This window comes from Leifsonia sp. GW821-FHT13C09 (genome assembly GCF_058806435.1).
This window is the reverse complement of record NZ_JBXAPS010000013.1, coordinates 1-22,970: the sequence shown is the minus strand read 5'-3', so window position 1 is coordinate 22,970 and position 22,970 is coordinate 1. Positions and strand designations below refer to the sequence as shown.

General features: G+C 67.6%; 21 protein-coding genes. 12 read left to right on the top strand and 9 right to left on the bottom strand.

The genetic code is table 11. The features are described from left to right. The 4 genes from AC1ROW_RS20835 to AC1ROW_RS20820 form a co-directional block, all read right to left on the bottom strand. Positions 1–969, bottom strand: coding sequence for a substrate-binding domain-containing protein (locus AC1ROW_RS20835; protein WP_493021452.1), 969 nt, complete (start codon positions 967–969; stop codon positions 1–3). A gap of 55 nt (positions 970–1,024) precedes the next feature. Further along, positions 1,025–2,074: an ABC transporter permease gene (locus AC1ROW_RS20830; protein WP_493021450.1), complete on the bottom strand. Its 1,050-nt coding sequence runs from the start codon at positions 2,072–2,074 to the stop codon at positions 1,025–1,027. Then, the gene (locus AC1ROW_RS20825; protein ID WP_493021448.1) at positions 2,071–2,880 is read right to left on the bottom strand and encodes an ATP-binding cassette domain-containing protein; all 810 of its coding nucleotides are present in this window, start codon (positions 2,878–2,880) and stop codon (positions 2,071–2,073) included. The genes AC1ROW_RS20830 and AC1ROW_RS20825 overlap by 4 nt, the downstream gene beginning before the upstream one ends. 90 nt (positions 2,881–2,970) lie before the next feature. After that, positions 2,971–4,560, bottom strand: coding sequence for a tannase/feruloyl esterase family alpha/beta hydrolase (locus AC1ROW_RS20820; RefSeq protein ID WP_493021446.1), 1,590 nt, complete (start codon positions 4,558–4,560; stop codon positions 2,971–2,973). Positions 4,561–4,734: 174 nt separating this feature from the next. Between AC1ROW_RS20820 and AC1ROW_RS20815 the strand changes: the two genes are divergently transcribed. After that, positions 4,735–5,394, top strand: coding sequence for a TetR/AcrR family transcriptional regulator (locus tag AC1ROW_RS20815; protein WP_493021445.1), 660 nt, complete (start codon positions 4,735–4,737; stop codon positions 5,392–5,394). A gap of 766 nt (positions 5,395–6,160) precedes the next feature. On the opposite strand, the gene AC1ROW_RS20810 is transcribed toward AC1ROW_RS20815, so the two are convergent. From AC1ROW_RS20810 to AC1ROW_RS20800, 3 genes are all read right to left on the bottom strand, one after another. Then, positions 6,161–7,051 (bottom strand): formylglycine-generating enzyme family protein, encoded by an 891-nt coding sequence (locus tag AC1ROW_RS20810; RefSeq protein ID WP_493021462.1) that lies wholly within the window; start codon positions 7,049–7,051, stop codon positions 6,161–6,163. An 82-nt stretch (positions 7,052–7,133) separates the two neighbouring features. Continuing rightward, positions 7,134–7,994 (bottom strand): 3-hydroxyacyl-CoA dehydrogenase family protein, encoded by an 861-nt coding sequence (locus AC1ROW_RS20805; protein ID WP_493021443.1) that lies wholly within the window; start codon positions 7,992–7,994, stop codon positions 7,134–7,136. A gap of 24 nt (positions 7,995–8,018) precedes the next feature. Then, positions 8,019–9,254 (bottom strand): MFS transporter, encoded by a 1,236-nt coding sequence (locus AC1ROW_RS20800; protein WP_493021441.1) that lies wholly within the window; start codon positions 9,252–9,254, stop codon positions 8,019–8,021. 94 nt (positions 9,255–9,348) lie between these two features. Here AC1ROW_RS20800 and AC1ROW_RS20795 point away from each other — a divergent pair, with 94 nt between their 5' ends. Further along, complete coding sequence (locus AC1ROW_RS20795; RefSeq protein ID WP_493021439.1) at positions 9,349–9,915, top strand: TetR/AcrR family transcriptional regulator; 567 nt, start codon at positions 9,349–9,351, stop codon at positions 9,913–9,915. Between the two features lie 18 nt (positions 9,916–9,933). Here the strand turns inward: AC1ROW_RS20795 and AC1ROW_RS20790 are convergent, their stop codons facing one another. Beyond that, the gene (locus AC1ROW_RS20790; protein ID WP_493021437.1) at positions 9,934–11,268 is read right to left on the bottom strand and encodes an alpha/beta hydrolase; all 1,335 of its coding nucleotides are present in this window, start codon (positions 11,266–11,268) and stop codon (positions 9,934–9,936) included. Positions 11,269–11,359: 91 nt separating this feature from the next. On the opposite strand from AC1ROW_RS20790, the gene AC1ROW_RS20785 reads away from it, so the two are divergent. Beyond that, entirely contained in the window at positions 11,360–11,653 is a 294-nt protein-coding gene (locus tag AC1ROW_RS20785; RefSeq protein ID WP_493021435.1) for a putative quinol monooxygenase, read from the top strand. Positions 11,654–11,668: 15 nt separating this feature from the next. Here AC1ROW_RS20785 and AC1ROW_RS20780 read toward each other — a convergent pair whose 3' ends face one another. Beyond that, entirely contained in the window at positions 11,669–12,250 is a 582-nt protein-coding gene (locus AC1ROW_RS20780; protein WP_493021433.1) for a TetR/AcrR family transcriptional regulator, read from the bottom strand. A gap of 125 nt (positions 12,251–12,375) precedes the next feature. Between AC1ROW_RS20780 and AC1ROW_RS20775 the strand changes: the two genes are divergently transcribed. The 9 genes from AC1ROW_RS20775 to hpaD all read left to right on the top strand — a co-directional run bounded on the left by AC1ROW_RS20775 (position 12,376) and on the right by hpaD (position 22,888). After that, a complete protein-coding gene (locus AC1ROW_RS20775) occupies positions 12,376–12,717 on the top strand; it encodes a cupin domain-containing protein (RefSeq protein ID WP_493021431.1) in 342 nt (113 codons plus the stop codon). Positions 12,718–12,726: 9 nt separating this feature from the next. Further along, the gene (locus tag AC1ROW_RS20770) at positions 12,727–14,064 is read left to right on the top strand and encodes a flavin monoamine oxidase family protein (RefSeq protein ID WP_493021429.1); all 1,338 of its coding nucleotides are present in this window, start codon (positions 12,727–12,729) and stop codon (positions 14,062–14,064) included. 31 nt (positions 14,065–14,095) lie between these two features. Beyond that, positions 14,096–15,586 (top strand): APC family permease, encoded by a 1,491-nt coding sequence (locus AC1ROW_RS20765; RefSeq protein ID WP_493021427.1) that lies wholly within the window; start codon positions 14,096–14,098, stop codon positions 15,584–15,586. 31 nt (positions 15,587–15,617) lie between these two features. Continuing rightward, on the top strand, positions 15,618–17,036 hold the full coding sequence (locus tag AC1ROW_RS20760; protein WP_493021425.1) for an aldehyde dehydrogenase family protein: 1,419 nt from the start codon (positions 15,618–15,620) through the stop codon (positions 17,034–17,036). Positions 17,037–17,063: 27 nt separating this feature from the next. Continuing rightward, positions 17,064–17,861, top strand: a complete 798-nt coding sequence (locus tag AC1ROW_RS20755; protein WP_493021423.1) for a MoaF C-terminal domain-containing protein — start codon at positions 17,064–17,066, stop codon at positions 17,859–17,861. Positions 17,862–18,018: 157 nt separating this feature from the next. Then, positions 18,019–19,470 (top strand): fumarylacetoacetate hydrolase family protein, encoded by a 1,452-nt coding sequence (locus AC1ROW_RS20750; protein ID WP_493021421.1) that lies wholly within the window; start codon positions 18,019–18,021, stop codon positions 19,468–19,470. Next, positions 19,452–20,132 carry a GntR family transcriptional regulator gene (locus tag AC1ROW_RS20745; RefSeq protein ID WP_493021419.1) on the top strand — a complete coding sequence of 227 codons (681 nt, stop codon included), beginning with the start codon at positions 19,452–19,454 and terminating at the stop codon, positions 20,130–20,132. Before AC1ROW_RS20750 ends, AC1ROW_RS20745 begins: the two co-directional genes overlap by 19 nt. Positions 20,133–20,162: 30 nt before the next feature. After that, positions 20,163–21,710, top strand: coding sequence for a 5-carboxymethyl-2-hydroxymuconate semialdehyde dehydrogenase (gene hpaE / locus AC1ROW_RS20740; RefSeq protein ID WP_493021417.1), 1,548 nt, complete (start codon positions 20,163–20,165; stop codon positions 21,708–21,710). Between the two features lie 38 nt (positions 21,711–21,748). Continuing rightward, on the top strand, positions 21,749–22,888 hold the full coding sequence (gene hpaD / locus AC1ROW_RS20735) for a 3,4-dihydroxyphenylacetate 2,3-dioxygenase (protein WP_493021415.1): 1,140 nt from the start codon (positions 21,749–21,751) through the stop codon (positions 22,886–22,888). The last annotated feature ends 82 nt before the right edge of the window (positions 22,889–22,970 follow it).

The window sequence follows — 22,970 nt, the reverse complement described above, 5'->3', positions numbered from 1 at the left end:
TCAATAGAAGAAGTGAGCGACCTTCGCGTCGCTTGCGTTCTCTGTCGTGGCGAGAATGTTCGGGACCAGAGTGGTGGCCTTGGGCTTCTTGCCCTTTACGGCGTCGTAGGCCGCCTGTACCGCTATGGCGCCTTCCTCACTCGGCTGCTGGAGGATCAGCGCGTTCATTTCGCCGGCTTTCAGGAGCGCGACCTGGGCCTCGGACGAGTCGTAGCCGATCACGACGACGCCATTTCGGCCCTGTGCCTTGACTGCAGCGGCAGCGCCGGCGCCCGCGGAGTTCGGTACGAATATGCCCTTCAGGTCCTTCTGAGCGACAAGGATCGACTGGACGACGTCCTGCGTGGCGGGGTCGCCGTCAGCGTACTGGGTCGGAAGCACGTCGACGTTCGGCGCGATCTCCTTCATCTTGTCGACGAAACCCTTGATCCGGGCGTTGACGGTCACGGCTTCCGGGGTCAGCCCGATGATCGCGACCTTGCCCGTCGTGCCGGACTTCTTGACGAACTCCTCGGCGGCAGCGCCGCCGCCCTGCTCATTGTCGCTGGCCACCTGAGCCTGGACGATGGATGTGTCCTTGAGTCCGCTGTCGACCAAAACGATCTTGGCGCCTCCCTGCGCAATCGCGTTGATGGGAGCGAACATCGCTTGACCGTCCGTCGGTGCGACGACGAGGGCGCTGAGATTCTTGGCGGCGATGGAATTGAGGATGGGGGTTTGAGCAGCGACCGAGTATTCCGGCGCTCCCTGCCACACCAGCGTTGCGCCGAGCTCGTCGGCCTTCTTCTGTGCCCCGTTCTTCATCGCCGTCCAGAACTGCGCAGTTGTCGCGCCTGGAACGAAACCGATGACGACTTTGGCACCGGCGCTTGTTCCGCTCGCGTTGCCGGTCGAGGAGCAGGCTGCGAGTGACAGCCCGATCACAGCGACTGACATGAGGGACAGGACCCGGGTTTTGATGATCTTCATGGACTGCCTTCCTTGGTTGCCGTATTGATTGCGGTGGGATGGTGCGTTTTGGGGATTAGCGTGCTCGGCCTCGAAGGGCGCTGCGCTTGCGGTCGACCCAGACGGCGATGACGAGGATCGCCCCGATAGCGACCTGCTGCCAGAACGGGTCGACGCCGGCGACGACGAGCCCGGAGCTGAGCACAGCAATGATCAGCGTTCCGAGGACCGTTCCTGCCACGGACGCCTTGCCCCCGACGAGTGCGGTTCCACCGATCACTGCTGCGGTGATCGAGCTCAGCTCGATGCCGGTCCCTGCCGCGGGAGCGGCGACGGATAGGCGGGTGATGAGCAGCACGCCGGCGGCGCCGGCGAGGACGCCGGAGAGGGCATAGATGCGCGCGACGTGCCAGATGGTGTTGATGCCTGCTCGTTCGGCTGCCTGTGAGCTCGAGCCGATCGCGAGAGTTCGGCGCCCGAAACGGGTCCGGGCGAGGACGTACCAGAGGACAAGAGCCAGAATCGCGGCGATGAGTACCGGGATGGGCACCCAGCCGAGGATGTTGGTGAAGCCGATGCTCGAAAGCTGCGTGGGCAGTCCGCCGATGGGGTTTCCACCGCCGATGAGGTAGGCGAGGCCTTGTGCAACGCCGAGCATTCCCAACGTTGCGATCAGAGGCTCGACTTTCATTCTCGTGACGACGAGTCCATTGATGGCCCCGGCGACCAAGCCGGTGACGATGGCCACAAGCAAGCCAGTGGTGATCGCTACGCCATTATCGGCGCCCTGGCGCGAGAGGGCGGCCATCGTCCATCCCGCGGTCATCCCGGACAGTCCGATGACGGCTCCGACTGAGAGGTCGATGCCTCCGGCGCCGATGACGTAGGTCTGACCCAACGCGGCCAGGAGGATCGGCACGGCCGCGACTGAAACGGCGAGCCACGTCCCGCGGGACAGGAAGTCCGGCGCGATGATCGACAGGATCGCCACGATAATGATCAGCACGGCCGCAGTCCAGAGGGAGGCGTACCGGTCCATGAGCGAGGCCACTCGGTTGCGCGGCTTTACGTCCGTTTCGTCGACCGACCAGGAGGACGGTTTGGTTGTGGTCGTTGTCTTGGTCATGCGTCCTTCTCCGAATCCAGACCAGTGATTGCTGCGACCAGCCCTTCTGATGTGGCTTCGGAGGCTGGAATGACTTTCGCGATGGCGCCGCGTCGCAGGACGGCGATGCGGTCTGCGACCTCGAGAACGTGGGGGAGCTGGTGGCTGACGAGCACGATCGACAGTCCGGTCTCCTCCCGGATCTTGAGGATGAGGTCGAGGACTCCCCTTTGCTGCTCCACGCCGAGCGCCGCTGTCGGCTCGTCGAGGAGGAGGATGCGGTCGCACCATGTCACCGCGCGGGCGAAAGCTATGGCTTGCCGCTGACCGCCCGACAGGTCAGCGACCTTGGCGGTGATGGAGGGAACGCGAATGTGAACCCGATCGAGCGCAGCTTTGGTGTGGCTTTCCATTCGTTTGCGGTCGACCGCGCCGAACCACCGGCGCGGAATGTCGCGCACGAGTTCCTCTCGGCCGAGGAACATGTTCTCGACGATGTCGAGGTCTGGCGCCAAGGCAAGGTCCTGATACACGGTGGCGATGCCAGCCGCCGTCGCATCTGCCGGCTTGCCGAAGTGGTGCTGCTCGCCGTCGATGAGTATTTGACCGCTTGTCGGCTGCACGCCGCCGGAGAGGATCTTCAGCAGGGTCGACTTGCCGGCTCCGTTGTCTCCGACGAGCGCCAGGATCTCGCCGGGGAAGACTTCGAGGTCCACGCCGCGGAGGGCGTGCACGCCGCCGAACCAGCGTTCGACCTGACGGACCTCGATCGCGGCGGGACGAGCAGCAACCTCGGGAGGGCTTGCAAGACTCACTGACGACGCCATGGCGTTCTCCTCACAATCATCGGTGATTAACGTTCAAGTTAGTTAGTAATAGGGACAAGGGTGACGGCTTTGACGTCATCAGGCCGCTGCTCAGGCTCTGGCCGCAGGCCGCTCCGGGAGAAGGACTGCGCGCGGGACGTGGCCCCATTTCGTGGCCTCGGGAGTGTAGTGCTTTGCGCCGTACCAATCGACGGTCTCGGCCGCCACCGACGAGGGGGCGTATCGCTCAAGCGCCCACGGACCCTCGGCGCTTGCCGACAAGTGATCGAATGTGAGACTGATCGAACCGGGGGCCTTGCCCGCCTCGACCCACTTCATGACGGGCGTCAGGAACTCGCCGAATGATGAGTCGGGGCCCTTGCCGCCGTGATACATGCCCGGGACCATGTAGAGCGCAACGCTGTCGTTGAGAACCTCCTCGCCGAGGAGCTCCCGTGAGGCGGCGACATAGTTGAGGACGGAGTACGGGGAGGATGCAGGATCCGCCCAGCCCTGCCAGATCAGAAGTTTGGACCCGGCTTGTACGAATGGGCGGAGGTCAGGGTTCGTCGGGTCGTACAAGCCCGAGAGCTCATGCAGCACGTCGAACTCGTCGAGGGTGTACTGCAGGTCGGGTCCCCGCACGCCGGTGGGGCCGTCAAAGCTGGTCATGAAGTCGGGGAACTCGTCGCTGTACAGGCGTTCCGACGCGTTCCAAACAGTCAGTTCCGCGCGGGAATCGCTCCCGGCTGGCATCATCAGGCCTTCCCATGCGAGCTCGGAACCGAGCGGGACCCCGCGAGGAAACAGCCGGACCCCATCGGGCGTGCGCGGGCCGTCATAGAGCTTTCGGACGACCTCCGCCTGTCGGGGGGTAAGTCGTTCTGCCGGATCGACGTGGTCGCCGACCAAGGAGGCGGGGTCGAAATCCACGAGTCGCGGGTCGGTCACGGCGTTTCCGGCCTTCACTCCGACTGCGTCAGCTGCCCGCAGCACCGCTGCGTGAAGGCCTGGCAGGCGGTCGCTGGTCAGAATGGGGCGGCCGGCCTCGTCGGAGTTGACGCTCGCGTTCCACGCATGCCAATACGTGTTGGTGGTGACCATGTCGATGGTCGGGGCGTCTGCTGCGATCCCGTCGAAGTCCTCGGGATAGCGCTGGGAGCTTGCGAGCGCGATTCGCCCACCGCTGGAGAGCCCGAGGAGGTAGGAATACCTCGGCCCCTGTCCGTAGGCGACCTCGATGAGGGCGCGAACCGCGAGAGTCACACGATGGAGCGACTCATAGGCGAAGTCGATGACGGCCAGAGCGTCTCCGACCGCCCACATTGCATCGGCGGGGTAGTTCGAAGAACCGCGGTGACCGGTGTCGTATGTCGCTGTGACGAATTCTCGTTCGGCTCCGGGGAGCGCGATGAGGGGTGATGCGGGCCACGGTTCACGCCAGATCGAGCCGCCGTAGCCACCTGGAGCGATAACCAGCAGACGTTGTGTCCACGCGGCGACGGGCAGCTTCACCTCGATCCAGATGTTCGACGCGACGTAGCCCTCGACAATGAGCAGACCCTCGTCGCGAGACTCGGTGACGCGATCCAGTCTTATCCGCGCCGCCGAGAGGTCCAGACGGAGCAACTCCGACGAGGAAAGCCGCAGCGGCACTCGCTCCTGCTCGGCGAAACCGCTGTTGGTCGTGAAGATCGTCATTGATGCCCTTCCGGGAAACTGGTCCGGTTCAATGTACTAAACCGTACATTGAAACCGCAACATATTGAGAAGATTCTTTTGGAACTATGCTGAATTTTGCGGGATGAAGCCTGCGGGTCAATGTACCGTCTAGTCCAGGACGGAGTGAATGCCGTGACAAAGGGTGGAAGAGCGATGGTCAATACCGCAGAAGGCGAACCGGCGATGAAGATTCGTGATGCTCGGCGGACCAAGGAGGACATCCTTCGGGTAGCCACAGCCGAGTTCGCCGACAACGGGTTCGCCGGCGCTCGTGTCGACGAGATCGCTGCCCTGACCACGACGACCAAGCGGATGATCTATTACTACTTCGAGTCGAAAGAAGGTCTCTATCTGGCTGTCCTCGAGTCCGCGTACGCGGTGATCCGTCAGCTCGAGCGCGATCTCGACGTCGACGAGCTGAGCCCGATCGCTGCGCTGCGCTCGCTCGCGGAATCGACGTATGAACACCACACGACCCACCGCGACTTCGTCAGACTTGTCGCGATCGAGAACGTGCACAAGGCCGAACACCTGCGCGGTTCTAGCAAGATCCGCGAACTGAATTCGACCGCGGTGGCGACGTTCCAGCGTGTGCTCGAGCGGGGGGTCGCTGATGGATCCTTTAGGACCGATATCGATGCTCTCGATCTGCACATGCTAGTGAGCGCGTACTCCGTCTTCCACGTCGCGAATCGCTATACATTCCGCGAGAATTTCGGCCGCGACCTCCTTGATGTCGACCTACACGATCACTATCGGCGCCTCGCAGGCGAGGTGGCCGTTAACATCATGACGGTAGTTCCCAACCGCTAGAGGCGTCTCCCGATCTGAGCCATTGAGGAGCTAGGTTCACGTTAGTCCATTTTCGCGCCAGCCGATCTCGCGGCAGATGCGTCTATCGCAGGGGGTCCGAGCTTGGCTGGAGCGGCCAGCTGCGTCGTCATCCCTCTGAGCTTTGGAGCCGCCTGCGGCGGCGCGGAGCTAGCCGGTTTTGCTTGTCCTTACCCGGTTGATCTACCCAGAGGTTCTGAGCTTACGACAGCGTTCGGGGAAGAGTCGCCGGCAGCAACATCTAGCCGCCCCATTCATTTTGAGCGCACAACATCGGCGCGCGGGGGGTTGGTGAAACGGCAAGGTGCCCATAGCCACCTACGATGACGGATCCGGGCAGGTCGCTCACAGCGGGACCGCGCTGCAGTATGACCACCGTCGGGACAGCCAGAGGACAGTTGCAATCATCTTCGCGTTGTGCCCAGGACGGGGATCATTGCATCCGATCACCGAAAATGCGGTAAGTAGTCGGCTTACTCGACCCTGCTAAGGTGGAGTCCCCGTAAGGGGACCGAGGGTTCAAATCCCTCCGTCTCCGCCATGCCCTGCCCTGGCCATGCCATTGAATGTGCTGGTCGGCCGCAAATGTGGGCAAGGACACCGCGGAACCGGTCACCGACGACTACGCCGAAGAATCGCCCTGGCCGTTCACCGGCGGTGTCATCCGGCGGTCCCCATCGATGTCAGCGGCGAACCGTTCGTCGACCTGGCCAAGGAGGAGGCGGCGGCCTTCGCCCGTGACTGATCGTCAGACCGACCGGGCACAACGGAAGCCGATGTGCGTGGTCGCCGTGTCCTCCGATTGCGGCGACCGCGCCGCCGGGCGGTAGCGCAGGCAGTACTCGGCAGCGCACAGATGCGAACCTCCCTTGAGCACCCGCCGCGGCTCCTCCGGCGGAGGCGGAGCGAGCAGGCTGGGCCGGTCCTGAGGAGCCGGCGCCGGGCTCCGGCCGGGGACGATGTGGCCGTACGTGTACACGTCGGTCGTCCATTCCCAGACATTTCCGATCATGTCGAACAGCCCGAAGTCGTTCGCGGGGAAAGAGCCGACCGGCGATGTGCCGACCCACCCGTCCGCTCCGGTGTTCCGGTATGGGAACCGGCCCTGCCAGGTGTTCGCCATCAGCTTCCCGTCGGGGCGAGGCGACTCCCCCCAGGCGAACGTACGTGCCTCGTGACCGCCTCGTGCTGCGTACTCCCACTCGGCCTCGGTGGGTAGTCGCTTGCCCGCCCAGGCCGCGAAGGCCAGTGCGTCCTCGAAGGCGACGGAGACGACAGGATGGTCCATTCGGTCGGAGATCGTCGACGCCGGGCCGAACGGCGCCCTCCAGTGCGCTCCCGGCACCCACGCCCACCAGGCACGCCAGTCCGAGAGGTCAACGGGCCCATCAGTGGGCATGAACACCATCGCGCCCGGCACCAGGTCCGCGGGGTCGGCGCCGGGGAAGTCCTCGGGCTCCAACGGCCGCTCGGCCACGGTCACATAACCCGTGTCGTCCACGAACTCCGCGAACTCGGCATTGGTCACCGGGGTCGCATCGATCTCGAAGGACGCGACCGTTCGCGCGTGCACGGGGCCCTCATCCGTATAGAAGGCCGTCGACCCCATCTGGAAGGATCCGCCCTCGATCCGCTGCATCCCCACAGCCCGACTCTAGGAGGCGTGGGGCGGGGCGGGGAAGAGTCGCCCGCTCGCGAGCGAGAGCGCACCGTCCTTCGCCTCAGGCGTAGTCGTCGTAGATGCCACGCCCGGTCTTGACGCCGAGACGGCCCTGCTCGATGTAGGAGCGGAGGAATGGGGCGAGCGTGTTCTCGCGGCCTGCGATGGCGGAGTAGTGGTCTTCGATGTCGAGGACGACGTCGAGGCCGACCTGGTCCATGAAGCGGAAGGGGGTGAGCTTGGCGCGGAAGAGGTCGGCGAACAACGCGTCGACGTCGGCGGGGTCTGCGACGCCCTCGGCGACGACGGAGAGGGCCTCACGTTTGATCGCCGCCCAGATGCGGTTGAAGATGAAGCCCGTGCTCTCTTTGCGCACGATGTGCGGGAGGAGGTGGTACCGGCTGAACTCGGAACGCACCAGCTCAATGACCTCGTCGGTAGTGGCCCCGCTCGACATCAGCTCGACCGAGCGTGCCTCGGGCGGCATGTAGAAGTGGGCGTTCAGCAGTCGGGCGGGATCGCCGACACTGTCGCGGAAGGCCGAGGTGGGGAACGAGGAGGAGTTGCTCGCGAGGACGGCGTCCGGGCTCGCGTGCCTGTCGAGGTCGGCGAAGACCTGCTTCTTCAGGGTCAGCTTCTCGGGGACGGCCTCGATGACCAGCCACGCATCGTCGAGCGCGGCGCTGAGGTCTGTGGTCGCGGTCACGGCGCCGTCGGGCGTGCCCCCGAATGCCGTCGCGACGTCCGGACGCGCCGCTTCGACGAAGGCCGTCGCGGCGTCAGCGGTCGCGCGGTCGGTGTCGTGGACACGCACTTCCGCTCCGTGAAGGGCGAGCATCAGTGCGATGCGTCGGCCCAGGGTGCCGCCGCCGATGACCGCGAGAGGCCGGGTGTCGACATTGGTGGGCGGGGTGAAAGACATGGATGTCTCCTTCGGTGTTGAGGCTCAGAGCGAGGCGGTCGACCCGAGCACGGCCCGCAGCGAGCCGGTCGAGGTGGCGACAGGGTTGCGGCGCGGTCGGGCCGGTCGGAGGTTGGCGATGAACGCGGGGATCGCTGCCAGGACGAGGACCGCACCGTAGACGAGGGTCGTCGGCTTCAGTCCGACGACGGTCGTGAGTGCGCCTGCGGCGACGGCCGGGACGCTGAACCCGAGGTAGCAGATGACGTAGACCGCCGAGAACATGCCGGCGCGCTCGTGGGGTGCGGCGAGCGGGAGAGTGACCCGCAGTGCTCCGGAGTAGCCGCTGCCGAAACCGCAGCCGGCCACCATCGTTCCGACGAAGTAGAGGACCACCGACCCGGAGGCCACGGCGAGCGCGGTGACCGAGACGCCGGTGATGAGGCAGATGACGCCGACGAGCATGGTCGTGCGGTCGGACCACCGTCGCGCTGCGAACACGGCGATCGCGGCGGGGAAGAACAGTGCGAAAAGCGCGAGGCCGCCGATGATGACCGCCGGATCGTGGGTGAGTGAACGAACGATCGCAGGTCCGAGCGAGAGGTAGAACCCCCCGAGCGCCCACGTCGCGGCGCCGACCGGCATCGCCGTGGCGACCGTCTTCACCGCGGCAGCAGGGATGCGGAGCCGCGGGACGAGCGATCGGGCCGTCCACCGCAGCGTTCCCCCGGTCTGCGGGTGGAGGGCGAGCGGGATCCCCAGCATCACCAGCAGCGCCGCGATCGTCAGATAGACCACCTGCGCCGGTGCGGGGGCGAAACCGACCAGGAGGGACGATCCGATCGCCCCGCTCGAGAGCCCGACAGGTGAGGCGAGGCTGTTGAGCAGCGACCCGGCCGGACGGTCGGGGTTCTCGAACGCCATGAGTGCGGCCCCGGCAGCGCTCATCGTCGCCCCGGTCGCCACCCCTTGGATCACCCGCGCGGCGATGAGGGCTGCGGGGGAGGCTGCGCCCGCGAAGAGGAGCATCGCCGCGATCTCCAGCACGATCGCCGCGATGAGCACCGGCCGTGTGCCGAGGTGATCAGCGAGAGAACCCGTGATCAGCAGAGTGACGAGGATGGCGGCCGCGTAGACGGCGAAGACCGCCGTGACGGCGATCGGCCCGAGCCCCCACTCGTGCGCGTACCGCGCGTACAGCGGCGAGGGGGCTGCGGAGCCGCCGATGAACACAACGAGCACCGCAGCGTGCAACCAGAATGCCGCGTGACGGCGTCTCATCAGGACCTCGATTCCTTAAAGCGAAAAGTACGCTTTAACACTACTCCCTAAACGCATACTTTGCGCTTTAAGGTGCGAACCCTAGACTCGACCCATGGCCACCGCACCGACAGCCCGCCCGGGAGGCCGCAGCGCGCGCATCCAACTGGCGGTGCACTCGGCGGTGACCGAGCTCCTCGAGGAGAACGGCGGGGACCGGACCGCCCTCTCCATTCCGGAGATCGCCAAGCGGGCAGGCGTCAACACGAGCACGATTTATCGCCGGTGGCGCGACCTCCAGGGATTGCTGGCCGCGGTGGCGTCGAACTCTCTCGCCCTCGAACAGGTGGAGGACACCGGCACGCTCGAGGGAGACCTCCTCGCCTGGTTCGTCCCGTACGTCGAGGAGTTCTCCACCGAACTCGGGCGGCAGGTCCTGCGCGACATGGTCGCTGACAAGGACGTGACCACCGACTACTTCGAGATCCTGCGGCGGTACATCGAGGAGATCCGGTCGCGGGCGATCGAGCGAGGCGAGACGCCCCCGACGACCGATCGCGTGGTCGATGTGGTCGTGGCTCCGGTGATCTACCGCATCCTCTTCACGCACGCAGACGAGGAGCAGCTCGACGTCCGGGACAAGATCGATCGACTCATCCGAGAGATTTCCGACGCCGGGTGAGTTCCAGATCCGCGCTCGTCAGGGAAGGACTGCGACCTTCAGCCCGAGCGACGGGTACAGGGCGGTGAATGCGATGGCGAATCCTCCGTGGATGGCGCCCAGCACATGGCCGCCATTGGGGACTTCGGCGAATTCGGTGACGTAGCCGGCTCGTTGGAAGAGCTTCTGGGCTTGCTGGCCGGACTGGACATAGAAGGGATCGTTCGACCCGGCGGTGAAGACGGCCAGTCCGCGGTAGGTGTGGCCGGCAAGGTAGGTCGCCGGCTTTTGTGCGTCGTACGCCGCCTGGTTCCCGACGAAGACGGAGTCGAGCATGGCGGCGGGGTCCTCTGATCCGGGGAAGAGCTCGCCCGAGATGTCCACCACGTTGCGGAAGTCGTCGGGGTACTTCGAGGCGAACAGCATCGCGCAGGCGCCGCCGTTCGAGTACCCCGCGATCGTCGTCGTGGAGCCGGACGGGTCGACGTCCAGGTGTTGGCGGGCCCAGTCGAGGACGTCGACCGTGATGTAGGTCTCGGCTTTTCCGAAGCGTGCGGAATCCGTGCAGCCGGGGTCCTGAGTGGGGTCGCCGAGCTGGTCGGCGACGACGACGATCGGGCCCAGTCCGTGGTTCCGTGCGGCGAACTGGTCCAGCACCGCCCCGACGTATTGCGGGTCGGGGTTGCCCGGCTGTCCCATCATCAGGATCATCAGGGGAAGGCGTGGGGCGTTGGGCACGAGCGCGGCCGGCGGGAGATAGAGTCCGGCGTCGCGCGCGGCGAATCCCGAGTGCGGGGCCGGAATCTTCACCGACTCGGTCTTTCCGTGCTTCGGCATGCCGCGCGGCGGAGTCCACGACTTCGCGATGTCCGTCACGGCCTTGGTCGCGACGGGGTGGACGAGGGCCGTCTGATCCGCCGCGTTGGAGGTCGGAGTGACGCCGAAAAGGGAACCGATCGTGGGGTTGACTCCGAATGCGGCGCTGGAGGCGAGTGTGCCGGCGACCAGGACGACGCCGACCGTCAGCGCGGCGAGAAGCGACCTCCACCAGCGCGCCCGGTGAATGGAAAGCGCGGCGATCGCGATGGAGCCGCCGAGCGCGGCCGCATACGCGGCGATGGCATGGGGGACGGGAATGCCGAACGGGTTCCACCCGACTGCGACGACCCAGAAGACGAGTGCCCCGATCGCCTCTCCGATGCACAGGGCGACAAGGACGCCGATCAGGCGCCGATGCGGGTCCTGGCGGTGACGTAGGCCGACCTGTGTGATCAGAATGCCGGTCAGAATCCCCGAGAGCACGAGCAACGCGTACGGCAGGGGACCGGAGATGATACCCACCCCGGAGAACTGCTGAACCAGCCAAGAGACCACGGCTTATTATCCGGTACCCGGCCGTGATCGGCGTTCAGGTGAGGCGGTCGCGGCCGCGTCCTGCGCATCGTCGAGTGCTAGCGTCGCAAGCGTGACTGTCACCTCCCTCCTCGACCTGCGCTTTGCCGCCGACCACCTCGAAGACGGGCCTCGCGCGCTGCGCGACATCCTCGCGGACACACGCGCATTCGAGGGCTGCCTGGGCGTTCAGATCGTCACGGACGTCACAGACCCCGCGCACGTGGTTGCGGTCGAGCGCTGGGAGTCCCTCGAGCATGACGAGGCCTATCGCGCCTGGCGGGCCGGGCCCGGCGCCTCGGGCCTCGGCGAGTACTTGGCCGGGCCGCCCACGCTGACACGGTTCACGGACGTCGTTTCGTTCTGACGATCCCTCCGCCGATCATGCGCGATGCGTCAGCCCGGCGAGTGTCGAGAGCTCGTTCCACACGGCCCGGATGGCGTCGCGGATGGACTCCTCGTCGACGCCGGCGATGCGCTGCATCACGAGCCCGTCAAGGCTCGCGAAGGTCACTCGGGCGATGGAGTCGAGGTTCTCGGTGATCCCGAACGCTGTCAAGCCGTCCTTCATCGCGTCGATGTAGTCCGCGTACGACTTCTTCACCGCGGGACGGAAGGCGGGATTGCGTCTGGCCTCCAGGATCATCTCGTACTGGAAGGAATGGAGTTCCGGGCTGGATCGGGTGCTGTTCAGGAGGGCCTCGATGAACTCCTCCTCGGAGGTGGAGAACAGGAGCAGCCGGGTCGATTCGATGGCGTCCTGCGTCACGCCGTCGAGGGCCGCGGCGAGGAGGGCGTCCCTGCTGCCGAAATGGTGCGCGATCAGCGTGTTGTTCACGCCGGCTTCCTCGCCGACCGCGCGGTAGGTGAGCCCACGGAGGCCCTTGCTCGCGACCACGCGGATCGCCGCCTCGATCAGGAGGTCGCGCCCCGTGCCGTACGCCGCGCGGCCGTTTGTCTTCATTCGTCGATGGTACCGATCCGAACGCGCCTGTTGACACAGAACTAAGCATCTGCTTACATTCACTAAGCACTTGCTTAGTTTGACGTCGCGCTCCGCGCCGGCACCTCACTGTGGAGGAGAACCCGATGGCCGATCACACCGAATACTCGGCAGGTTCGTACGACGAATCGGCGCTCGAGCCGTTCGAGGTCGGGCGGGTCCAGTGGATCCGTCGATTCGGTGAAGGCAGCCGTGCCGGCAGCGCGGCCGGCTTCTGGGTCGTCAGCCCCGAAGACGCTCCCGAACCGTTCACGGTCGTGGGCGAGGCCGACGAGTCCATCTTCATCGTCCAAGGCCGACTGAGCCTGGAGATCGACGGCGGCCCGGCCGTCGAGCTCGGCCCGGGATCAGCGGCGACACTCGACACGGGCGTCTCGACCCGCTGGACCATCCATGAGCCCGTCGTCGAGTTCTTCGTCTATAGCTAGGCACCCGCGATGACCGAGAACAGATACGACGTCATCGTCGTCGGCGCCGGCTTCGCCGGCCTCGTGGCCGCGCGGGAGCTTTCGCAGCGCGGACGCCGCGTCGCCGTCGTCGAAGCACGCGACCGGATCGGCGGCCGCACCTGGACGCGCCCCGAGTTCGGGATGGAACTGGAGCTCGGCGGCACCTGGGTCCACTGGACCCAGCCGTTCGTCTGGGCCGAGCTCCAGCGCTACGGAATCGGAACCGTGGCGAGCCCCACCCCTGAGGTCGCGCACTGGTGGAGCGACGGACGTGCACACACGGGATCGCCCGACGACCTGCTCGAACTGCTGGACCTCCCCAACACCCTCCTCGGCCACGACGCGCGCGCGTTGTTCCCGCAGCCTTTCGACTGCCTGGCGAACGGCCCGCGAGCTCTCGCCGACGCGGACACCCTCAGCATGGCGCGGGCGATCGCCGGACTCGACCTGCCGCCGGTGCAGCGGGAGCTCCTCGAATCGTTCTGGACGCTGAACTTCAACGGCCGACTCGATGACGCGGCTTTCTCCCAGGCCCTCCGCTGGATCGCGCTGACGAACGGGGACTGGCGGGTCAACTTCGAAGCGTGCGCCAGCTACAAGATCCAGGGCGGCACCCGGCGGCTCGCCGCAGCCATCGCCGGCGACATCACCGGAGATCTGCTGCTGGAGCGGGAAGTGCGACGGATCGCCGAGACGCCGGACGGCGCCGCCGTCGAGCTGGCCGACGGTTCGGTCCTGCACGCTTCCGCTGTGATCGTGACCGCACCGCTGCACGCCCTCCGGCACATCGCGTTCGAGCCCGAGCTGCCGGCGCCCTCGACGAGCGCGATCGGGCGAGGCCAAGCGGGTCTCGGCACCAAGATCTGGGCACGGCTGGACGGTGAGCGCGCTCCGTTCGTCGCCCTCGGTTCCGCCGACTGGCCGCTCAACTTCTTCCAGACCGAGTACATCCGGGACGGCTCGACCATCGTGGTCTGCTTCGGCCCCGATGCCACGGCGGTCGGCCCGGATGACCGAGGCCTCGTCGAGGAGACGTTGCGACGTCTGGTACCCGACGCGGTCGTCCTCGAGACGGTCGGCCACGACTGGGTCGCAGACCCGTACGCAGGAGAGACCTGGCCGATGCACCGAACGGGATTCCTCACGGAGTCCCTGGCCTCGCTCCAGGCTCCTGTCGGCCCCATCCGCTTCGCCGGATCCGACCTCGCCGACGGCTGGGGCGGATTCATCGACGGAGCGATCCAAAGCGGGCTCGCCGCAGCCCGCAGCACCATCCGCACTGACGCACCCCTCATCCCCCGCGCATCGGCCATCGTCGGCGCGTAACATTTCCCACCCGAGATCAAGGAAGATCCTCATGACCGCTTCAGCGTCACCCTTGCCTGTCGCCTCCGAGTCCGTGGAGCCCGCTGCTTCGTCGTCCGGCCTGCGCCGGAACGCCGTCGGCGTGCTCGGCATCCTGTTCTTCGTCCTCTCCGCCCAGGCGCCGTTGACCGCCATCGCGGGCGCGCTTCCCCTGACCGTCTTCCTGGGAAACGGCGCGGGAGCACCCGGCGCCTACGTGGTCATCGGCATCGTCATCACCCTCTTCGCGGTCGGGTTCATCGCGATGTCCCGGCGGATCAAAGTCAACGGCGCGTTCTACGCGTACGTCGGAGCCGCGTTCGGCCGGCGCACGGGTTCCGGAGCGGCGTGGCTCGCCATCCTCGCCTATGCGACCGTCCAGGCGGCCATGTACGGGCTGTACGGCGTATCCGTCTCCGCCCTCTTCGCCGCCCTCGGGCTCACGCTGCCCTGGTGGGTGCCGGTGATCGTGACGGTGGCTCTGGTCCAGGTTCTGGGATCGCTCAACATCGAGCTCGGCGCCCGCGTCCTCGCGGTCCTCGTGGCCTGCGAGGTGGCCGTCCTGCTGGCGTTCTCCTTCGGGGTTCTGTTCACGGGCGGCGGACCGGAGGGCATCAACCCGGTCGCCAGCTTCTCGCCGAGCGCCGTCCTCTCCGGCGCGCCCGGCGTCGCCCTGATGTTCGCCGTCGCGTCCATGTTCGGCTTCGAGTCGACCGCCATCTACTCCGGCGAGGCGAAGGATCCTCGCCGCACCGTTGCACGTGCGACGTACCTGTCGGTCGCCGTCATCTCGATCTTCCTGTCGTTCGTTGCATGGATGTTCGTGAGCTATTACGGCGCGTCGAAGGTCACCGCGGCCGCCGGCAAGGCGGTTCAGTCGGGCGACTCCACCTCGTTCGTGTTCAAGGCACTCGACGGTGTGCTCGGCGGCTGGTCCGGCATCGTCGCGAGCATCCTGCTGGTCACCTCGTTGTTCGCGGGCATCCTCGCGTTCCACAACGGCATCAACCGGTATCTCCACTCCCTCGGCCTCGACGGCTCCCTGCCGCTTCGGGTCTCGCGGACCAACCGGCACCAGGCGCCGTTCGCCGCAGCGTGGGTGCAGACCGTGATGTCGCTGGTGCTCGTCCTGCCCTTCGCCTTCCTCGGCCTCGACCCCGTGCTCACCCTGTTCTCCTGGCTCAGCGGCGTCTCCGTCGCCGCGCTCGTGGTGCTCTACGTCCTCTGCTCGGCCGCCGTCGTCGTCTACTTCGCCCGGAACCGGGAGGGCCGCAAACCGTGGCAGACCGTCATCGCGCCCTCTCTCTCCGCCGTCCTCCTGCTGGGTGTGCTGTTCCTGGTCGTGTCGAACTTCACCGCTCTGATCGGCGGCGAGCTCACGACCGCGATCGTGCTTCTGATCATCGTCCCGATCTGCTTCCTCGTCGGGTTCCTGGTCAGCCGGCCCCGGCGCACCGCACCTGAGGAGCCGGGTCCGCTCGCCTCCGCTTCCGACCACAACTGACCCCTGAACCGACGAGATCGAGGCTTCGACCATGACCACCTACGATGAACTGCTCCAGCGCGTGCTGGGCGAGGAGACCTCCGGCAAACCTGTCCGCGAACCCGCGACCGGCGAACTGATCGGCTACGCGCCGCGGCACACCGCGGACGACCTGGAAGCGGCGATCAGCCGCGCGGAGCAGGCGCAACCCGCCTGGGCCGCCCTGGGGGATGCCGCTCGTGCGGACGCGCTCCGTCTGGCCGCCGACCTGGTCGACGAGTCCTCCGAGGCGCTCGTCGAACTCCTCGCCCGTGAGCAGGGCAAGCCACTGAACGGGCCCAACGCCCGCTTCGAGGTCGGCGCTGTGGCCACCTGGCTGCGCGTCACCGCCGACCTCCAGCTCGACCCGCAGGTCGTGGTCGAGGACGAGAACCTCGTCGCCGAGCTCGTGTACGAGCCGCTCGGGGTGGTCGCCGCCATCGGCCCGTGGAACTGGCCCCTGATGATCGGCATCTGGCAGAGCGCCCCCTCGCTGCGGATGGGGAACACCGTGATCGTCAAGCCCTCCGGTTACACGCCGCTGAGCGTGCTGGCACTCATCTCCATCCTGAACGAAGCACTCCCGGCGGACGTCCTCATCGGCATCTCCGCCGGCCGCGACGTCGGATCGCTCCTCGCCGCGCACCCTTCCATCGCGAAGATCATGTTCACCGGCTCCACCGCCACTGGCCGGAGCATCATCGAGAGCTCGGCCGGCAACCTCGCCCGCCTGACGCTCGAGCTCGGCGGCAACGACGCCGGCATCGTGCTCCCCGACACGGACCCCGAGGCCATCGTGGGCGACCTCTTCTGGGGCGCCTTCATCAACACCGGCCAGACCTGCGCCGCGCTCAAGCGACTGTATGTGCACGAGTCGCAGTACGAGAACGTCATCGACGCCCTCGCCCGTTTCAGCACGTCGGTGCCGCTGGGTCCGAGCCTGGACGAGACCAGCCTGCTCGGCCCGGTGCAGAACCAGGCCCAGTTCGAGATCGTGAGCGGCCTCGTGGAGGACGCGCGCGCCCGCGGAGCCCGCATCGTCACGGGAGGCAGCCCGGCGAAGGAACTCGGCGACCTGTTCTACCCCATCACCCTCGTCGCCGACGTCAGCGACGGAGACCCCATCGTCGACGAGGAGCAGTTCGGCCCCGTGCTGCCGATCATCAAGTACACCGACGTGGACGAGGCGGTGACGAACGCCAACCGCCTCGACGTCGGTCTCGGCGCGTCCGTGTGGTCCTCCGACCTCGCGGCCGCCTCGGAGGTGGCGGCCAAGCTCAAGGCGGGCTCCGTGTGGATCAACCGTCACGGCACCCTCCACCCGCTGGCGCCGTTCGGTGGCGTGAAGGGCTCGGGCTACGGGCTCGAGTTCGGCGTCGACGGCCTGAAGGCAGTCGCGGCGCCCAAGGTGATCCACCGCCCGAAAGCCTGACCGACCCGACCACGACAGGAGCTACCCATGAACACGGAAGATCGCATTCAGGACTTCGTCGCCGAGGCCGAATGGCCGAGCACCGCGACCATGCTGCAGGGCTTCGGCGAGCCGGGGCTGCCCGCCTCGGGCGAACTCGTCGGCCGCACCCTCGACGTCCTGTACGACGGTGCGCCGAGCACGACCTACGAGTTCCTCACCTCGGACGAGCTCGCGGTGGCCGAAGCGGAGCGGGAGCGCCGGATCGTCCGGTACCGCGCCGTCGAGGCGCGACCGGGGATCTTCTACCTCGACCTGCTCGACGGAGCGCTGACAGCTACGGTCAACGACTCTCTCGCGCTGGACCTGTCGGACGGTCGCGTGACGCGTGCGCGCTCCCGCTTCGTCGATCGCGACGGCGCGGTGCGCACGACCACCGACTTCTCCTCGGGACGGGTGGCCGGCGCCGGGCCGATCGAACCGCGTCGGCGCACCGACGCGCTGGTCGGGCTCCGCATCTTCTACCGCTACAGCGCCACCGAGGCCTACGAGCACATCTACCTCGACGCCGGCACCTTCGTCTGGCACTGCGTGCGGGGAGGGGAGGCCGGGCTCGCCGACGTGGACCGTGCCGAGGCCTGGGAGCTCGGCGACGACCTGTACCTCCTCTACTGGCAGGAGTCCGTCATGGCCGTCGAGAGCTTCCTGATCGTCGACCTCCAGAAGGAGCGGTCGATCGGCCGCATGTTCTGCTGGGACGCCCCCACGCTCGACGCCGTGCACATCCCGTTCGACAGCCGGTTCACCATCCTCAACGAGACCACGTACCCGGCCGATCCGAAGTGACGTCCGCTCGCCGCCTCGTGCTCGACGACTTCACCATCCACGCGATCGCGGACGAGCCGACGGCGGCGAGCTACCGGTTGCCGACCTCGTGAAGATCGTATATGATCTCAGATATGGTCCCGAAGGGACATTCCCCGACGACGAGGAGCGACGATCCGTGAGTGACATCGACCCGGACGATCTGCCCGCCCGCCCCGGCAAGATCATCGCGGTGCACCTGAACTACCGGTCGCGCGCGGCGCAGCGCGGTCGCACTCCGGCGCAGCCGTCGTACTTCTTCAAGCCGGCCTCCTCCGTCGCCTCCACCGGAGGCGAGCTCGAGCGACCCGCCGGAATCGAACTGCTCGCCTTCGAGGGCGAGATCGCTCTCATCATCGGTCACCCCACCCGCCGGGTCTCGCCCGGCGAGGGCTGGGCGGCCGTCTCCGGCGTCACCGCCGCCAACGACTTCGGCCTCTACGACCTGCGCGCCGCCGACAAGGGTTCGAACGTCCGCTCCAAGGGTGGGGACGGCTTCACCCCCCTGGGGCCCGAGGTCATCCCGGCGGCAGCCGTCGACCCCGGCGCCCTGCGCGTGCGCACCTGGCTGAACGGCGAGCTGGTGCAGGAGGGCACGACCGACGACCTGCTCTTCCCGTTCGGGCAGCTGGTCGCCGACCTCTCGCAGCTGATGACGCTGGAGCCGGGTGACGTCATCCTCACCGGCACCCCGGCCGGGTCGTCGGTCACACAGCCGGGCGACGTCGTCGAGGTGGAGGTCGACGCCCCGACCGTTCACGGCACCCCGACCACTGGCCGGCTGGTCACGCGCATCACCGAGGGCACCGTGCCGTTCGGCGACTTCGGCAGCAAGCCGAGCGTGGACGACTTCCAGCGCAGTGAGGCATGGTCGCGGCCGCCCGAGAAGGCCTTCGTGCTGACCGACGAACTGCGCGCCAAGCTCGCCTCCGTCGCCACCGCCACCCTGAGCTCCCAGCTGCGCAAGCGCGGGCTGAACAACGTGAGCATCGACGGCCTGACCTCCACCCGCCCCGGCACGAAGGTGATCGGCACGGCGCGCACGCTGCGGTTCGTCCCGAACCGGGAGGACCTCTTCGCGTCGCACGGCGGCGGCTACAACGCCCAGAAGCGGGCGTTCGACGCGGTCGGCGCCGGCGAGGTGCTCGTGATCGAGGCGCGCGGCGAGCGCGGCAGCGGCACCGTGGGCGATGTGCTCGCCCTGCGCGCGCAGGTGAACGGCGCGTCGGGCATCGTCACGGACGGCGGCGTGCGCGATCTCGCCGTGGTCGCGGCCCTCGACATCCCGACCTACTCGGCCGGCCCGCACCCCGCAGTGCTCGGGCGCAAGCACGTGCCGTGGGACACCGACATCACGATCGCCTGCGGCGGCGCCACGGTGCAGCCCGGCGACGTGATCGTCGGCGACGCCGACGGGCTGCTCGTGATCCCGCCCGTGCTCGTGGAGGAGGTCGTGGCCGACGCGATCGAGCAGGAGCGCGAGGAGGAGTTCGTCGCGGAGATGGTGCGCGGCGGAGAGAAGGTCGACGGGCTGTTCCCGATGAACGCGGAGTGGAAGGATCGGTACCGCGCATGGCTGACGCAGCGCTGAACACGGCGGCCCCGAGCAAATCCCAGCTCGCGTACGAGTTCATCCGAGCACGGATCGAGGACGGGCGCTATGTCTCGGGCTACCGCCTGGTGCTCGGGGCGATCGCCGGCGAGCTCGCCATCAGCGTGGTCCCGGTGCGCGAGGCGATCCGGCGGCTGGAGGCCGAAGGCCTCGTGACGTTCGAGAAGAACGTGGGCGCCCAGGTCGCCTTCCTGCAGCCCACCGAGTACGCGTACACGATGGAGACCCTCGCGCTGGTGGAGGGCGCCGCCACCCAGCTGTCGGCTCCGCGGCTCACGGCCGATCACCTGCGCCGGGCGCGCCAGGTCAACGACGCCATGATCGCGAGCCTCGAAGGATTCGACCCGCACCGCTTCACCCAGCTCAACCAGGAGTTCCACTCGGTGCTGTTCGAGGAGTGCCCCAACCCGCACATCCTGGACCTCGTGCACCGCGGCTGGAACCGGCTCGCCGTCCTCCGTGACTCCGTCTTCAGCTTCGTGCCCGGCCGCGCCCGCGAGTCCGTCGCCGAGCACGCGCAGATCGTCTCCCTCATCGAGTCGGGCGCCGAGCCGCTCGAGATCGAGCTCGCCGCCCGCCGTCACCGGCTGGCGACCCTGGACGCCTTCCGCGCGTACCAGGACGAGCACGCCCACCACTGACCAAGCTCTCCACACTCAAGGAGGCCGCGCATGGCGCAGCACTACGTTCCCGAGAACCTTCCGACGTCTATCCAGCACTTCATCGACGGGAAGTTCGTCGACAGCGTCTCCGGGAAGACGTTCGACGTCCTCGACCCGGTGTCCAATGAGACCTACGTGCAGGCCGCCGCGGGGCAGAAGGCGGACATCGACCTCGCCGTCGCCGCCGCGACCCGGGCGTTCGAGCAGGGGGCGTGGCCGCGGCTGAAGCCGCGCGAGCGCGCCCGCGTCCTGAACCGGATCGCCGACGCGGTGGAGGAGCAGGATGCTCGGCTCGCCGAGCTGGAGACCTTCGACACCGGCCTCCCGATCACGCAGGCGCTCGGACAGGCGCGCCGGGCCGCGGAGAACTTCCGGTTCTTCGCCGACCTGATCGTGGCGCAGGCGGACGACGCCTACAAGGTGCCGGGCAGCCAGCTCAACTACGTGAACCGCAAGCCGATCGGCGTCGCCGGGCTCATCACGCCGTGGAACACGCCGTTCATGCTGGAGAGCTGGAAGCTCGCCCCGGCGCTCGCGACCGGCAACACCGTGGTCCTCAAGCCGGCCGAGTTCACCCCGCTGTCGGCGAGCCTGTGGGCGGAGATCTTCCGCGAGGCCGGTGTGCCGGACGGCGTCTTCAACCTGGTCAACGGCCTGGGGGAGGAGGCCGGCGACGCGCTGGTGAAGCACCCGGACGTGCCGCTCATCTCCTTCACCGGCGAGAGCCGGACCGGGCAGCTGATCTTCGCCAACGCGGCCCCGTACCTGAAGGGCCTGTCGATGGAGCTCGGCGGCAAGTCGCCGGCCGTCGTGTTCGCGGACGCCGACCTGGACGCGGCGATCGACTCGACCCTGTTCGGGGTGTTCTCACTGAACGGGGAGCGCTGCACCGCCGGCTCCCGCATCCTCGTCGAGCGGGCGATCTACGACGAGTTCTGCGAGCGCTACGCCGCCCGTGCGAAGAACATCATCGTCGGCGACCCGCACGACCCGAAGACCGAGGTCGGCGCGCTCGTGCACCCGGAGCACTTCGAGAAGGTGATGAGCTACGTCGAGATCGGCAAGGGCGAGGGCCGGCTGCTCGCCGGCGGCGGTCGCCCGAAGGGACTGGAGCACGGCAACTACGTCGCCCCGACGGTGTTCGCCGACGTGAAGCCGGACGCGCGCATCTTCCAGGAGGAGATCTTCGGTCCGGTCGTCGCGATCACGCCCTTCGACTCCGACCAGGAGGCTCTGGAGCTTGCCAACGGTGTGCGTTACGGCCTCGCCGCCTACCTCTGGACCAACGACCTGGAGCGCGCCCACACCTTCGCGCAGAACGTGGAGGCCGGGATGGTCTGGCTCAACTCGCACAACGTCCGCGATCTCCGCACCCCGTTCGGCGGGGTGAAGGCCTCCGGCCTCGGCCACGAGGGCGGCTATCGCTCCATCGACTTCTACACCGACCAGCAGGCCGTCCACATCACCCTCGGGCCGGTGCACACCGCCCGTTTCGGCGCCACCGTCCACCAGCCCGAGGAGGCCGAGGAGGCCGCCGAGGACGCCGGCGACTCCTGATCCCTCCATCCCCGTCGACACAGCAAGGAAGCTCTGACATGACCTCACCCATCACCCCGGACGCCCCGGAGCCCGTGACCACCTCCGGCGACCCCATCCCGGCGCCCACCCATCGCATCCCCACTCCGACGGCGACACCGCCGGACGTCGTCCGCTGCGCGTACATGGAGCTGGTCGTCACCGACCTCGAGGCCAGCCGTAACTTCTACGTGAACGTGCTCGACCTGGTCGTCACGGAAGAGGACGAGAACACCGTCTACCTGCGGTCGTTCGAGGAGTTCATCCACCACAACCTCGTACTGCGGAAGGGCCCGGTCGCCGCCGCCGCCGCGTTCTCGTACCGGGTGCGGACGCCGGAGGACCTGGACCGCGCCGTCGCGTTCTACACCGAGCTCGGCTGCCGGGTCGAGCGCCGGGCTGAGGGCTTTACGAAGGGCATCGGCGACTCGGTCCGGGTGGAGGACCCGCTCGGCTTCCCGTACGAGTTCTTCTACGACGTCCAGCACGTCGAGCGCCTCGCCTGGCGCTACGACCTCTACACCCCAGGCGCGCTCGTGCGGCTCGACCACTTCAACCAGGTCACCCCCGACGTGCCGCGCGCCGTCGCCTACATGGAGGACCTCGGTTTCCGCGTGACGGAGGACATCCAGGACGAGGCCGGCACCACCTACGCCGCCTGGATGCGCCGCAAGCCCACCGTGCACGACACCGCCATGACCGGCGGCGACGGCCCGCGCCTGCACCACATCGCGTTCGCCACGCACGAGAAGCACAACATCATCGCGATCTGCGACAAGCTCGGCGCGCTCCGCATGAGCGACGTCATCGAGCGCGGCCCCGGCCGCCACGGGGTCTCGAACGCCTTCTATCTCTACCTGCGCGACCCCGACGGCCACCGCATCGAGATCTACACGCAGGACTACTACACGGGCGACCCGGACAACCCGGTCGTCACCTGGGATGTGCACGACAACCAGCGCCGCGACTGGTGGGGCAACCCGGTCGTGCCCTCCTGGTACACCGACGCGTCCCTCGTGCTCGACCTGGACGGCAACCCGCAGCCCCTCACCACGCGCACCGACGACTCCGAGATGGAGGTCACCATCGGGGCCGACGGCTTCTCGTACACGCGCAAGGGCGACGAGGCGCAGGGCTTCAAGCTGGGCGCGCAGGTCTGACAGCGAGAAGCGGGGGGGGGGGGGGGGGGGGGGGGGGGGGGGGGGGGGGGGGGGGGGGGGGGGGGGGGGGGGGGGGGGGGGG

Bases quoted from the DNA above. Each gene is read 5' to 3' on its own strand.
- AC1ROW_RS20815 (WP_493021445.1), top strand. From the start codon at position 4,735: ATGGTCAATACCGCAGAAGGCGAACCGGCGATGAAGATTCGTGATGCT.
- AC1ROW_RS20825 (WP_493021448.1), bottom strand. From the start codon at position 2,880: ATGGCGTCGTCAGTGAGTCTTGCAAGCCCTCCCGAGGTTGCTGCTCGT.
- AC1ROW_RS20835 (WP_493021452.1), bottom strand. From the start codon at position 969: ATGAAGATCATCAAAACCCGGGTCCTGTCCCTCATGTCAGTCGCTGTG.
- hpaD (WP_493021415.1), top strand. From the start codon at position 21,749: ATGACCTCACCCATCACCCCGGACGCCCCGGAGCCCGTGACCACCTCC.
- AC1ROW_RS20765 (WP_493021427.1), top strand. From the start codon at position 14,096: ATGACCGCTTCAGCGTCACCCTTGCCTGTCGCCTCCGAGTCCGTGGAG.
- AC1ROW_RS20820 (WP_493021446.1), bottom strand. From the start codon at position 4,560: ATGACGATCTTCACGACCAACAGCGGTTTCGCCGAGCAGGAGCGAGTG.
- AC1ROW_RS20780 (WP_493021433.1), bottom strand. From the start codon at position 12,250: ATGAAGACAAACGGCCGCGCGGCGTACGGCACGGGGCGCGACCTCCTG.
- AC1ROW_RS20775 (WP_493021431.1), top strand. From the start codon at position 12,376: ATGGCCGATCACACCGAATACTCGGCAGGTTCGTACGACGAATCGGCG.
- AC1ROW_RS20755 (WP_493021423.1), top strand. From the start codon at position 17,064: ATGAACACGGAAGATCGCATTCAGGACTTCGTCGCCGAGGCCGAATGG.
- AC1ROW_RS20745 (WP_493021419.1), top strand. From the start codon at position 19,452: ATGGCTGACGCAGCGCTGAACACGGCGGCCCCGAGCAAATCCCAGCTC.
- AC1ROW_RS20830 (WP_493021450.1), bottom strand. From the start codon at position 2,074: ATGACCAAGACAACGACCACAACCAAACCGTCCTCCTGGTCGGTCGAC.
- AC1ROW_RS20800 (WP_493021441.1), bottom strand. From the start codon at position 9,254: ATGAGACGCCGTCACGCGGCATTCTGGTTGCACGCTGCGGTGCTCGTT.
- AC1ROW_RS20805 (WP_493021443.1), bottom strand. From the start codon at position 7,994: ATGTCTTTCACCCCGCCCACCAATGTCGACACCCGGCCTCTCGCGGTC.
- AC1ROW_RS20760 (WP_493021425.1), top strand. From the start codon at position 15,618: ATGACCACCTACGATGAACTGCTCCAGCGCGTGCTGGGCGAGGAGACC.
- AC1ROW_RS20795 (WP_493021439.1), top strand. From the start codon at position 9,349: ATGGCCACCGCACCGACAGCCCGCCCGGGAGGCCGCAGCGCGCGCATC.
- AC1ROW_RS20810 (WP_493021462.1), bottom strand. From the start codon at position 7,051: ATGCAGCGGATCGAGGGCGGATCCTTCCAGATGGGGTCGACGGCCTTC.
- AC1ROW_RS20770 (WP_493021429.1), top strand. From the start codon at position 12,727: ATGACCGAGAACAGATACGACGTCATCGTCGTCGGCGCCGGCTTCGCC.
- hpaE (WP_493021417.1), top strand. From the start codon at position 20,163: ATGGCGCAGCACTACGTTCCCGAGAACCTTCCGACGTCTATCCAGCAC.